Source organism: Rufibacter roseus (assembly GCF_001647285.1).
GTDB lineage: Bacteria > Bacteroidota > Bacteroidia > Cytophagales > Hymenobacteraceae > Nibribacter > Nibribacter roseus.
Genome location: NZ_LRML01000005.1, coordinates 279,518 through 291,901 on the forward strand (window position 1 = coordinate 279,518; position 12,384 = coordinate 291,901).

The following is a 12,384-nucleotide window of genomic DNA, read 5'->3' on the forward strand; positions in this document are numbered from 1 at the left end:
TTTTACACAATTTGCGTTTTATCAATCACCCGCAGGCCCACGGTACACACCAGCAACAGCCACAATACCAGCGCCGCCAAAGACAGCACATGATGGCGCAGCGCCCATTGCACAGGCGGCGTTTCATAAGTGAAAGGTTTGAACTCTTTCCAGGTATCTGAGCGGAGACGGGTGGTTTTGTCGCCGTATTTCAGGCGGGTGGCCTGAATGTTATTCAAGCCTTGGGCCATGTTGTAACGGTACTCCTCAGCCTCATGCTGGAAATGGAGGTAGTGCGGAAAATCTGAGCCCGCCATGCCCATAGACAGGTGTCGCACCGCCAGGTAAGGGTTCAGGAAGGCGGCCAGCTCAGAGATGCGGTTTTGTTTCTGAAAGGTGTCTGTCAGCTTCTCAAAATGTTCTCGGTACACCTTTGTGCTTTGCTCCTCGCTCACGGCCATGATAATTCCGTCCACGTTCACGGGCAACTGGCTCAGGGAATCTTTCCCGTATTTCTGGAGCAGCTCTTGCTTCAGGGCTTCGGCACGGGCATCCTGCGAGTTGTGCCCGTCAATGCCTTTGGCTACCTCCTCGTGTACATCGGCATCCATCTGGGCTTTGGTGGGCGTGGTGTAGAGTATGTTGCCTAAGTTGGCCGAGGCTTTGGGTACCAAGACGCAAAACAGAATCCAGATACCCAGCAGGGTCACCAAAGCCGTACTGGACCGCTGGTGTACCGCAGACACCACCACCGCCAGCACAATAAAAATAAAGAAGTACACCAGGTAAAAGGCCACGAACAGTAACAGGCGCCACAGTGTGTCAGGCTGTAGGTCCAAACCGTTCTGCCCGAAAAGCAGCAACCCCGCCAGGATTAGCGCAGGCGCCACCACCAGCGCCACCGTTTTGCTGTAGCCTCTAATCTTGGCCCAGGCAATTTGCCGCAAAGACACGCCCTGGCTCAGCAGAATCTTGAGCGTACCCGTCTCCTTCTCCTGCGTGAACGCCCCGAAGCACAGGAAAATAATAAGCAACGGCAACAGCATCTGCAGCACAAAGGCCACCGTCATTTCCCCGAACCTGATGAGCGAGGTAGATTGCTGCGCCTGACTGAAGTTAGCGCTGTTCTGTTTATGCGCCTCCATGAACACCGAGGTCCCCGTGAACGAGTCCAGCCCAAAGTCCAAGAAACTCAAACTGGACTTGGGCCGAAACGCATAGGAACCGTAATGCGCCATGCGGTGCGGGTGCCTTTCCTGGGAGTTATGGAACTGGTGGTTTACTTCTTCCTGCGCCGCCTCGCGCTCCTCTTGCAGGGTATGCGCGCTGTACAGCCCCACCACCGTGGCCGCCAGCAAAAGCAGCAGCACCAGCACGCTCAAGACCACAAAGCGTCTGTCGCGGAGCGTACTGATGAATTCTTTTTGGGCTATGCTTCTCACCATCTTAGTTGTGCATGTAGTTGAGGTACAATCGTTCCAATTCGTTCGCGTCCAGTTCGGCGGTGCTCAGCACATCCACCAACTCACCTTCGCGCATAATGCCCACGCGGGTACCCACTTCCTTGGCCCTGAAAATGTCATGGGTGGCCATGAAAATGGCGGTACCCTGGCGGCTCAGTTTCAGGAGCAAATCAGAAAACTCATTGCTGGCTTTAGGGTCGAGTCCCGAGGTGGGTTCATCCAGCAGCAGCACCTTGGCGTGTTTGGCCACCGCAATGGCAATGCCCACCTTCTGCCGCATTCCCTTAGAATAAGCACCCAGCTTGCGTGCAGCTGCCTCAGCAGGCAACCCCGCCTCTACCAGGTACTGCAACAGTTCTTCGTTCTTGTAGTCAAACCCCGCCAGGCTACTGAACAAGGCCAGGTTCTCCAGCCCCGTCAGGTTGGGATACAGCATCACGTTCTCAGGAATATAGGCCAGGTACTCCTTCACCTTCAGTTGGTTCGTGGCCACCTCCAGCCCGTTGATATAAGCCGCCCCAGCCGTGGGCGTAATGAAACCTAAAAACAGATTGATGGTGGTGGACTTCCCCGCCCCGTTCTGACCCAGCAGGCAGAAAATCTCGCCAGGTTGTATCTGCAGGTCCAATCCTTTCAGCGCCAGCTTGTCCTGATACTGTTTCTTCAGTTGTCTTGCTTCTAAGGCAAATTCCATATTAGTTAATTGTCGATTGATGATTGTTTTGGGCTTGTTTTTGCCAAAATAAGCCCAAAACGGGTTCTTTTTAGTCCCCCTTTGAAGGGGGCAGGGGGATGATTACTCGTGCTGATGACGCATTCCTGAGAATCCTTCTGCATCTTCCTTTGTAGATTTTGCTGTTGGCACTTCTACTGTCCTTGACATCCCCCTACCCCCTTCAAAGGGGGACGAAATGCGTCTGATTAATCATCCGGATTTACTGGACTTCAACTAAATCTAACTCCTCCTTGCTGTTGCCTCGAGCAGATTCTCCCCTCAAGGGGAGAATCTGCATTTAGCTGAGGCTGTAGGGGAAATGTAACTTTCTGTTTTAGGCCTACTTTTGTGAAAACGGCCCTGAAACAGAATTCTCCTCTCCCCCTTAAATGGTGTACCCCAGCGTTACCAGGAAATTTCTGGGGGCGGCGGGGCTGGCTCTGAAGTAGTCGTAGCCGCCCACGAAGTAGCGTTTGTCCAGCACGTTGTTCAGGTTCAGGCTGAGCTTGAACTTGTTGACTTCATAGAACAGGGCGGCATTGGCTACGGTGTAGCTGGGCCAGTAGTCCCAGATAAGTTCGCCTGTGTTCACGGCGGTTACCTGCAGCTCCATGCGGCGGCGACTCACGTAATTGCCGCCTATGGCAAAGCCCAGGCCGTGGAGAATGGGAGCCGTAATGGTGTATTTGGCCCATAGCCCCGCGCTGTGTTTGGGGGCGTTGGCGGCCACCATGCCGTTTTCGGCGGCTACGGAGGCGTTCAGAATCTCGGAGTGGTTAAAGGCATAGTTGGCGTTCAGGCTCAGGTTGGGCAGTAGATTCCCCGCCATCTCCAACTCCACGCCACGAGAGCGGGCTTTGCCGTTCTGGCGGTACACGGGGTTTCCTGCATCGTCTACCACGCCTGTGTTCACCAGCGTATTGCGCTTCTCTATCTGGTACAAAGAAATAGTGGCAAATAGGGCTTTCTGGAAAAACTCGCCTTTCAGGCCTGTCTCCACCTGATAGCTTTCTTCGTGGCGGAAAGGTGTTTCACTTCCGTAGCGCTCAGGGAACTTGATAAACTGCGGGTTCACAGGTTTAAAGCCCTGGCTGTAACTGGCGAAGTAATTCAGGTTGTCCAGTAACGAATACGTCAGGCCCGCGCGCGGCAACAGCACGTTCTGTTGCACACGTTCCTCGCCGTTTCCGTAGTCGCGCTCATCACGGAACATCTCGTACCGAAGCCCCAACAGCACGCCCAGACGGGAGGTTACATCTATCTGGTCTTGCACGTACAGGCCCGTGGTGTGGTACAATGAGTTGATGTAGTCAATGAAGAACTGCGGCAGCGGCCGACGGATGTAGTTGCTGGTTTCCTTTATCTCGTACACGGGGTTCTTCAGGTCCAGCGTCAGCGGTTGGGCCTGCCCGTTCACCAGGCGCTGGCGGGCCTCAAACATGGTGCTGTTCTTGTCGGTGTCAAATTTCACGTAGTCCAGCCCCGCCACCAGCTTATGGCTCAGGCGGCCCGTTTTGGTGGTGTAGGCGAAGTAGCCCGACACATTATCGGTGTACTCCTTGGCCAGCCGCTCAAAGTAGCGCAGGTTCATAACCGTATTTAAAGGTGCATCAGCGAAGGTGTTGAGGGTGCGGTGCTCTTTCAGGTCCTCGGCGTAAGAGAATTTCATGTAGGCCAGGTTGAAGGAAAAGCGGTCGTTGAATTTGTGGTTTAATAAGGCGTTCAACGACAAATCAGTTACCCGAAAATGGTCGTTGGGCTGGCTCACGTTGAACGAGAACGGTAGCGCGAACAAATCGCCGCCCTGAATGGGCAGGCCACGGTCCAGGTACCCGTTGAAATGGCTGAACACCACCTCGGCGTTCAGCGTGGTGTTTTGGGTGGGCCTGAAGGTGACGGTGGGCGCGATGATGAAGGAGGCCTTGTCGTTTACTTCCCTGAACGTTTTGGTGTTCTCGTAGCCCACGTTAAGGCGGTAGAGCAAGGTCTTCTCTGCGTTCAGCGGGCCTGTAAAGTCAAGGGTGGTGCGCATGGTCTGAAAACTACCCACGGTAAAGCTGAGGGCTTTTCGGTCTTCCTCCAGCGGCTTCTTTGTCACCATGTTGATGGTACCGCCAGGGTTGATGTCTCCGAACAGAGCTGCCCCTGGCCCTTTCAACACCTCCACACGCTCCAGGTTCACCGTAAGCGGCACCCTGAAGAACCCGTTGCCAAAGCTGTACCCCGACCGCAGGCCGTTCACCAGCCTGAAACCGCTTTCATAGCCGTTCCTGAACCCACGCACCGTGAGGTCGTCATAGCTGGAATACTGGTTCACGCCCGCCACATTTTTTACCACGTCATTGAGAGTAAAGGCCTGTTGGTCTTCCATGAGCTCTTTGGTAACCGTGGAAATAGTCTGCGGCACGTCCATGACCAGGGTGGCGGTTTTGGTACCAATAAAGCTGTACTCGCTTTTGTAGGTGGTCTCTTTTCGGCCCAGCACCTCCACTTCCTGCAGCGCCTGGGAGTTTTGCCGTAGGGTGAACTGTACCACCACTTCTGGGTTAGTAGGAGAAAGGGTAATGGTGCGGGATTCGGTGACATAGCCCAGGCCCAAAGCCATCAAGGTGTAGGTGCCCGCGGGCACGTGGTGCAGGTGGAACGAACCGTCGGCCGCCGTCACCGCCGCGAAGGCGTTGTTTTCTTTCAGGGTGAGGGTGAGGCCCTCCAAAGGTTCTCCTTTGCTGTTTTTCACAAAACCCGTCACGTGCCCATCTATTTGGGCGAAAGCTGTTATCTGCGTCAGCACGAAGACAATCAGCAACATGTATCTTTTCATAAAAATGAAGGAGCCATCATCTGCAAGGGAATGGATTTCCCCTACCGATTCCTGCGGATGAAAATCGTTTTTAAGTAATAAGGGTTATTGGATGTGGCCGATGTTAAAAAGCCCGTCGCCTTGCTTCACGGGCGGATTGAAGGTCTTGTAGAGAATCACTCCGTCCACGGGGCAGAACACATCGGCCAGGTGGTTGCCGAAGAGGTCGGTGGTGTAGCCCAGTTTCATGCCTTTCTTCACATAGTCGCCGCTGGTGAGGTCGCTGAAGAAGAAGCCCGTTTGCTCGCTGATGACGTTGGTGCGCTGGCCTACCATGACAGGGTTGACCACATTGTTCGGTTGCCCTTTAAGAATGGCCAGGTGGCGCATGAGGCTTTTCAGGGCTTCCACAATCTGCAGCACAGGCTTCTCCTCCACTATGCCCATGCGGCCGCACTCAATGTCCACGGCGGGAATGTTGCGTTTGGTGGCCTCGCGGGAGCAATAGACACTTGCCTCGTTCAGCGCTGGCTCGTTCCCGAACTGCACAATAAAGTCAAACCCCAGAGCCACCGCCATCTGCCGCGCTTTCTCTGAGACCTCAGGCATGTTAAAGTAGTTGTAGTAGCCTGAGTAAGGACGCAGGTCATTGTTGGCATCGCCTGCGTGCACGTCAATAAAATAGTCGCAGCGGGAGATGATGTCATTGGAAATAATCCAGGCCAGACGCTCGGTGCTGGTGCCGTCTTTCTTGCCTGGGAACACGCGGTTCAGGTTCTTGTTATCAAACGGGTTCACTCTAAAGCTGCGGTTCAGGAAAGCGGGCACGTTGGCCTGGTGCACCAGAATGACCGTGCCACTCATCTGGGCAGGGTCCAGCTCTTTGCTGAGCGCCTGCGCCGCCATGATAGGCGCGTACTCCAGCCCGTGCACTCCTGCCGTTATGCCCAGCACTGGGCCTTTCTTGGCACCATGGAATACGGTGACGGGTATTACTGTGCTGTCTTGCGCGGTAACCACAGGAATAAGAAAGGACTGTTTGGTGCCAGGTTTGATTTGGCGGTTCTGGAAAGAAAAAGGTTTTACCTGGGCCTGGGCTACGTACCCAAGCAACATGAAAAAGAGAACAATACGGGTTTTCATAATAGACCTGAATGGATGCTTCCAGCCTAAGAAATGGCAGACGGAAGCTCTTTAACTTGTGATAGAATGGCATACCTGTTCTCAGCCCTGTTAGGGCCTGAAAAGGGGAATGCGAAAAATAAGGGAGGCGCTACTTGCTTGAAAAAACTGGAGGGAGGGCAGGAACAATCACTAAGCTTAGCTATAAGGCAAAGCATGGAAAGCCCCAATGCGAATGGCGCACGGTTCTGTTTTTGCCCCACCTGGCGCAAAAACCTGTTCAAACAAGAAGCAAAAAGGATTTAAGAAAGGCTGGGAGGCCCTCTCAGGTCTATGTTATTGGGGAAGGTGAATTTCCAGACGAACTGGAAATAGGGCACTAAGGTACTTAATTGGGGGGTACTTACTTTTATGGTAAAGGGGGTTTGCAGAATGAATTCTGAAAACGAAAATTCGTGCGAGTCACAGTGCAGGTGGACGTTATCTACCATGTGCTCCGCCTCAGGGAGCGGTGCCTCATGTGCCTCTGTATGCTCATGTTCATGCAGCGCCACCAGTACTGACTCTGGTACCATTACCTGGCAAAAGAGCAGCAGAAAAACAATTGCGATATAGTGGGCAAACCTCTGCACGACGAGACAAAGGTAAGGCTGAAATTTGAAAAACAAGGCTGTCCCTAATTTTAGTATCTACGCTGCATAAGATGACACTCTATAATTAGCTCCCTATTATTGATCAGCATCTTGCCTTTGTAGAGTCTTTTATCCCTACATGATTTTACTAATCACAAAGTTGGTATTCTTGATAAAGGTAACCCCGTCTTTTTCTTCCAACTCAATCTTTTTCTGCGACTCTTCCTCCTTGGTAAGTTGCTTGGCCTTTTCTCTCTCATTGTGCTGCTTAATGACGGCCATTGCTTTCAAGTGTTTCTCCTTTAGGAGTTCGTCATAGAATTCAAGATAGGCTAGCACTTGTAGAAAATTCAGTGCCCTTACCCGTATACCCATGGGGTGAATTATTTTCCAGATGAAAAGATACATGCCGTCTTTTACTTCCAAAAAGCCCCCTTTCTGCACATACTTTTCATATAACTGGCTTGAATAGCTAGTAGCCTCGAAAGGATCAGCCCCTTCTTTTATGAAAATTTTTGATTCACTGTTCTTAAACTGCCTGTTGTAGGCCTCCACACGCAGAGGAATATTATTGTGCTTTTCCATATAAGGCCTTATTAAAATAACATACTTACGAGTATGGATTACTTCAATTTTTCTTCCTCAATTAACGCTTGCTCCTTATCAAGAAACTTAATTTAGTCAGCTCAAAAGACAGGAAAATATGAAGTTAATGAAATAGACTTTGGACTGCAAGCCGGCAAAGACCAAATATCCAGCTTTAGTATGCCTAAAGAGCTCCTGCCGTGTCTTCTTTTACTTTGGAGCGGGGGAAACTGGTGTTTCAGCTTCTGATGAGGGAGATTATTTCAAATTTTAGCTTAAACTTATCATTATCCGTAGGAGAAAGGAAATTATATTTGTTAGTTTCTTATAAACTCAAGATTTCCATTTAATGGCAACAGTTTACTACCAGAATGAAGTAGTTACTATCACTTACGAGGAGGAGTTGCAGCTAGGCATAGCTGTGTGGGACGGTTTTCTAAACAGCCAGGAGTTTAGGGAAGCTATCACAAATTGCGTCCAGTTGATAGAAGAACATAAGGTTCTAAGATGGCTCGGCGATAACCGAAAAATGAAAGCCATTCGTCAGGCAGACCAGGAGTGGTTTGCAGAAGAAATCCTGCCTAGACTTCAGCAGTCTTCATTAAGGCGTAATGCCGTTTTGATGTCAGAAGATTTTTTTAACCGCACTGCGGTAGAACAGATATACAAAAGAGCAGAAGGCCAAGGTGAAATGACCACTAAAGAGTTTGATAATAGAATACTGGCTTTAGCCTGGCTGAAAGAACCTTTCACTACTTCAGAGTAGGGCTTCTTTTATTCAAGGAACATTACTCGTTCTGCTGAGAATAGAAGGATTAAATAACTGTATTGGCAAACAATTCACTTACGAACTTTCAAAGCTAAGAGTATAGTAAAGCTTTTATTAGACTATGCTACTTAATAAGAAGAAAGACACCAAGAAAGTTACTTGCATAAAGCAAAAGGCCTTGTAAGTTCTAACTAACAAGGCCTTTCTCATTCTAGGTAGACCTAAGGAATGAGTCATCTAACTTTCTGATGACAAACCTACTACGCATCTTTAACAAATTTTAGAGCATGTTTAAGTTTTGGGGTCATAATTAAAAATTGGCCAAAGAAAGGTTCTGCCAAAGCACTTTTGGGTCTAGTTAGGGAGCTGCGAAGGCGAGGAAAGGGCAATGCCAGGTTCTTGCTATGGCCGCCCCAAAAGGCTGCGGGATTTGATATTAGCACCATGAAAGCCAATATTTAAACATGATCTAAACCTTAATCTCAGGCCTTACCCATCCTTGTGAATTCGCTCGCACTTTCTAAAAACCTCTCCTATTCCTGCCAATTAGAAAAAAGCTTTCTTTCTTAGGCTGCACATATATATGCAGAGAATGATGCCTAAAAAAGAACAAGGGCTTAATAATTTTTATTAAAAAAATTAACCTACTTGATTATACAATTATGTTACAATCAGGATCTAAAATGAATTTTATTTAAAACACCCCCAGCCTATGAGTATATTTCATAGAAAATGGCAGAATACATAATATTGGCTATTGATCAGCTCTAATAATAACTACCGAACTTTCTATTACTTCTATCAATACTATAAGATACTTCATACATTTTCTTTATCATCTCACAAGCAAGAATAATCAAATGCTTTAACGAAATAGTTACAGTTATTAGATATTGAAAAATTTCCTTTTTAAAAGATCATATTCCGCTGACATTTAGCCATGATCTATATAAAAGCTGAGTTTACAAGCGCAGGATAAATTTATTTTAACAATATAGCTTTAAAAAAATATTATAAAAGCTATACAATTGTGCTAAGATTAATACAGCAAATTTTTAACATGTAACTGTCTCTTTGAGCTAAACATTATTTTAAGCATGAAGCCATTTAAGTTTAAAGTAGACAGGTTTATCTTACCAAGCTCCTTATTTTCACTACCTACCCTTTCTTACCACAGCCTTCCATTACAGAAGAACTGCCAAACCCAATCTCTATTTACTTTAACGCTTCGTCACCCAAGATATTCGATGAGATCCTAATTGGGAAGCAATCACATGTCTTGAATTTTCATTAATCATTCTAATCAATTTTACTAAATAGTTTTTCTCTGCTAACCACCCTTCTTATAACAGTTCTGGGGTAAGATGGTGAAGGTAGAGGAGAGCACTAGCTGGGGTAATGCATTGGCATTAGCAATGCTAAACCTGTGTCCCTAAAAGGAGCACAAACAAATAGTCCTTCTGTTACCTTTTCAGCGAAGCGGAGCACTGGAGAGGGTGGATAACTCCGCCATTACTTTATCAATATTTAAACTTTAACCTAACTAACAACCCCCATGAATTTAAAAAGAACACTATGCTGTTTCACCTACCTGAGTCTTTCAATAGGAAGTGTGAACCTTCAGGCACAAACCCTGCAGCCTGCACTACAAAACATCCGAGAAGTAACCTCGGGTAACATGGAATACAGCAGTCCGGTATGGTCACCAGATGGCCAGAAACTTTTGTTTACTGACCACCATAACGATGCCCTGTACATAACAGAAATTGCCGGAAATGGCAGTGTGCAAAAAATAAAAGAAGGGCAGGGAATTGGATACAAAGCCAGGTGGACACCAGACAGCAAGAGCGTAATCTTTTATGAACAGCAAACTACTGTTACTGGCTCCAGGGCACTTGTAGAAAAAAGTATTGACGTGAAGGGCGGCAGGGAGCGCGTCTTATCTGAAGATAAATCCGCAACAGCCAATCGCTCTTTTTCGGCAAGGAAAAGCCCCTCTCTGAAAGTGTACATCAACCCCGAGACACTTAAACTAGAGGCCAGAGTAGGCAACGGTACGCCTTGGGTCATCACCCCAGAAGAGGGCCAGTTTTACAGCCCACTGATTTCGCCTGACGGCAAGAAGGTAGTAGTAAGCGAGGGCGCCAATATGTACTTGTACTCCATTGACGGAAAAGGAAAGCGCAAGAATCTGGGGGTTGGTTTGCCTAGCAGTTGGCTACCTGATGGCAGCGGAATACTCACGTTTGAAGATGAGTCCAAGGACGGCCATGAAATTTCTGGCTCTGAGCTATACCATATCGCCATCAGCAATAGCGCTAAAACTAAACTTACCAACACCCTTGATAGAATTGAGATGTGGGCGGATGTGTCTCCTGACGGGAAGAAGATTGCTTTCTCTGATGAGAAAACAGGCAAAATATACGTAGCGGATTTAAAAATAAAAAAGTAACCTATCATGACTAAACATATACAAAACATCTGTTTCAAAGCAGCTTTAGCTGTTTGCCTGGTTTTCTTAACGCTTACGGTACAAGGGCAGGTAATAGTCATAGACCCAGGACATGGGTACAAAGCAGATGGAAGTAATCCAGACGGCCGTACCGATACTGAGATAGCGACAGCACTGTCTGTTGGGCTTAAGCTCAGAGATCAACTAAACAGCCAGTGCTCTAACTATAAAGTACATATGACAAGAACCACCAGAAACGGGTGGATTTCAATATCCCAGCGCAGAGACATGTCAAACAGCTGGGGCGCAAACCGATTCATAAGCATACACTGTAATGCAGGGGGAGGAACCGGAACGGAAACCTTCTGGTGCAACAGGAGCACTTCAGGCACAACCGCCAACAGCAATTTTTCGCAGGAGGTTCAGAACCGCATGGCGGCAGGCGGCAGTTGGACTAACCGGCGTTCAGTGGAAGATGCTACCTATATATACCATTTAGGGGTTTTGAATAGCAACAATGCCGTTGGCGTATTAAATGAAATTGGTTTTGTTGATTCAAACGATAAGACTAAGCTACTAGACGACAGCTGGAGAAATAAATTTGCCGCCGCTTACGTAACTGCGCTTAAAAACAGCCTTGGCACCTCAACCTGCTCCCCATCAACCACCTCTATTCTCATACAGGGAGAGAGTTACTCTTCTGCGCCTTATGTGCAAACTGAGGCCTGCTCTGACACCGGCGGCGGTCTGAATGTGAGTCATATAGATACCGGCGACCAGATATCTTACAGCAACGTCACCTTCCCAAGCTCAGGTAGCTACAAGATTGAGTACCGGGTAGCCAGCCTGCCTGGAGGGGGCACCATAGAGGCTATTCTCACCGGCGTGGTGATACTTGGACGCGTGAATGTACCCGCCACAGGGGGTTGGCAGACGGGCTGGACTACCATTTCCCACACTGTTAACATCAACCAAGCCGGCACCTACACGTTGCGCCTAAGTGCGATCTCGGGCGGCTGGAACCTGAACTGGTTAAGAATTAGCAAGGTATCAACAGCAAGAATGGCTACCGCAAATATGGAAGTTGCCGAAGTGGCCGAAGCCCCTGTTCCTTACCCTAACCCAGCTGATAACGAGCTTTCCGTCCGCTTTGCCGGAACGGCCGCCAGCGGAAAAGTTCTTAACTCGGTAGGACAGACCGTGCTCACCTTGCCTACTCTGGCAAGCGATACGCCAATCGACATTTCCTCCCTCAAAAGCGGGGTCTACATCTTGGATATGGTCATCGACGGGAAGAAAGTAACCAAGAGGTTCATAAAGAGATAATGTTTCAGGGCAGTCTTTGGTGTACCACGGCGCACCTAAGGCTGCCTTTTTATCTTCAAACACGTTGCACCCAAGCCTATAGATTGATTAGAAAGACCACATCATTTATTGCTGTCCCTTATTCTCTGACCCAGTAAACACTCCTAGCCTCAATGTTTACATGGCTAGATAAAATCAACTACTTAGAAAGCATCTTAAAACACCTAATAAGGTGCTAATCTAGCATTTTAAGCTATTGCCCATTCAGGCGATTTCCTGAACCCTTAATAGCAAAAGCCCCTGTAAGCTTCCGCCTACAAGGGCTTTTGCTATTTCAGGAAGACCACACAGTACATGTTTCTAACCTTAATATTTGGTATTAGGGTTCATAACTAAGTTTCAATCCTACACCAGTTATAACTTGTCCGAATTGCTCCCTTTTTAAATTACAATTTAATAAAATCTAGTCAAACCTAAATTTGAAACTGTTTAGGGTTTTCCATATTACTGTTGCTGAATGAGTTTTTTGAGTTTGTTTTCCTAAAAACAGGTCAAAAACAAA

9 protein-coding genes are annotated in these 12,384 nt (G+C 48.1%); 3 read left to right on the forward strand and 6 right to left on the reverse strand.

Annotated features, from left to right (window positions below):
- Nucleotides 1-2 precede the first annotated feature (2 nt).
- The 6 genes from A8O23_RS09595 to A8O23_RS09625 all read right to left on the reverse strand — a co-directional run bounded on the left by A8O23_RS09595 (nucleotide 3) and on the right by A8O23_RS09625 (nucleotide 7,296).
- Nucleotides 3-1,424: an ABC transporter permease gene (locus A8O23_RS09595; protein WP_066620159.1), complete on the reverse strand. Its 1,422-nt coding sequence runs from the start codon at nucleotides 1,422-1,424 to the stop codon at nucleotides 3-5.
- A gap of 1 nt (nucleotide 1,425) precedes the next feature.
- On the reverse strand, nucleotides 1,426-2,136 hold the full coding sequence (locus tag A8O23_RS09600; RefSeq protein WP_066620160.1) for an ABC transporter ATP-binding protein: 711 nt from the start codon (nucleotides 2,134-2,136) through the stop codon (nucleotides 1,426-1,428).
- 406 nt (nucleotides 2,137-2,542) lie between these two features.
- A complete protein-coding gene (locus tag A8O23_RS09605) occupies nucleotides 2,543-4,978 on the reverse strand; it encodes a TonB-dependent receptor (protein WP_066620162.1) in 2,436 nt (811 codons plus the stop codon).
- Nucleotides 4,979-5,062: 84 nt separating this feature from the next.
- Complete coding sequence (locus tag A8O23_RS09610) at nucleotides 5,063-6,100, reverse strand: succinylglutamate desuccinylase/aspartoacylase family protein (protein ID WP_066620165.1); 1,038 nt, start codon at nucleotides 6,098-6,100, stop codon at nucleotides 5,063-5,065.
- A 281-nt stretch (nucleotides 6,101-6,381) separates the two neighbouring features.
- Complete coding sequence (locus tag A8O23_RS09620; protein ID WP_066620170.1) at nucleotides 6,382-6,654, reverse strand: hypothetical protein; 273 nt, start codon at nucleotides 6,652-6,654, stop codon at nucleotides 6,382-6,384.
- Between the two features lie 192 nt (nucleotides 6,655-6,846).
- Nucleotides 6,847-7,296: a hypothetical protein gene (locus A8O23_RS09625; protein WP_066620172.1), complete on the reverse strand. Its 450-nt coding sequence runs from the start codon at nucleotides 7,294-7,296 to the stop codon at nucleotides 6,847-6,849.
- 349 nt (nucleotides 7,297-7,645) lie between these two features.
- Between A8O23_RS09625 and A8O23_RS09630 the strand changes: the two genes are divergently transcribed.
- The 3 genes from A8O23_RS09630 to A8O23_RS09640 all read left to right on the forward strand — a co-directional run bounded on the left by A8O23_RS09630 (nucleotide 7,646) and on the right by A8O23_RS09640 (nucleotide 11,843).
- Nucleotides 7,646-8,062 (forward strand): hypothetical protein, encoded by a 417-nt coding sequence (locus A8O23_RS09630; RefSeq protein WP_066620174.1) that lies wholly within the window; start codon nucleotides 7,646-7,648, stop codon nucleotides 8,060-8,062.
- A 1,558-nt stretch (nucleotides 8,063-9,620) separates the two neighbouring features.
- A complete protein-coding gene (locus A8O23_RS09635; RefSeq protein ID WP_082882978.1) occupies nucleotides 9,621-10,517 on the forward strand; it encodes a TolB family protein in 897 nt (298 codons plus the stop codon).
- Nucleotides 10,518-10,523: 6 nt separating this feature from the next.
- Nucleotides 10,524-11,843 carry an N-acetylmuramoyl-L-alanine amidase gene (locus tag A8O23_RS09640; protein WP_066620179.1) on the forward strand — a complete coding sequence of 440 codons (1,320 nt, stop codon included), beginning with the start codon at nucleotides 10,524-10,526 and terminating at the stop codon, nucleotides 11,841-11,843.
- Nucleotides 11,844-12,384 lie beyond the last annotated feature (541 nt).

What these genes read in the sequence shown, in the direction of transcription:
- A8O23_RS09630 (WP_066620174.1), top strand. Translation starts at nt 7,646, where the DNA reads ATGGCAACAGTTTACTACCAGAATGAAGTAGTTACTATCACTTACGAG.
- A8O23_RS09635 (WP_082882978.1), top strand. Translation starts at nt 9,621, where the DNA reads ATGAATTTAAAAAGAACACTATGCTGTTTCACCTACCTGAGTCTTTCA.
- A8O23_RS09605 (WP_066620162.1), bottom strand. Translation starts at nt 4,978, where the DNA reads ATGAAAAGATACATGTTGCTGATTGTCTTCGTGCTGACGCAGATAACA.
- A8O23_RS09625 (WP_066620172.1), bottom strand. Translation starts at nt 7,296, where the DNA reads ATGGAAAAGCACAATAATATTCCTCTGCGTGTGGAGGCCTACAACAGG.
- A8O23_RS09640 (WP_066620179.1), top strand. Translation starts at nt 10,524, where the DNA reads ATGACTAAACATATACAAAACATCTGTTTCAAAGCAGCTTTAGCTGTT.
- A8O23_RS09595 (WP_066620159.1), bottom strand. Translation starts at nt 1,424, where the DNA reads ATGGTGAGAAGCATAGCCCAAAAAGAATTCATCAGTACGCTCCGCGAC.
- A8O23_RS09600 (WP_066620160.1), bottom strand. Translation starts at nt 2,136, where the DNA reads ATGGAATTTGCCTTAGAAGCAAGACAACTGAAGAAACAGTATCAGGAC.
- A8O23_RS09610 (WP_066620165.1), bottom strand. Translation starts at nt 6,100, where the DNA reads ATGAAAACCCGTATTGTTCTCTTTTTCATGTTGCTTGGGTACGTAGCC.
- A8O23_RS09620 (WP_066620170.1), bottom strand. Translation starts at nt 6,654, where the DNA reads ATGGTACCAGAGTCAGTACTGGTGGCGCTGCATGAACATGAGCATACA.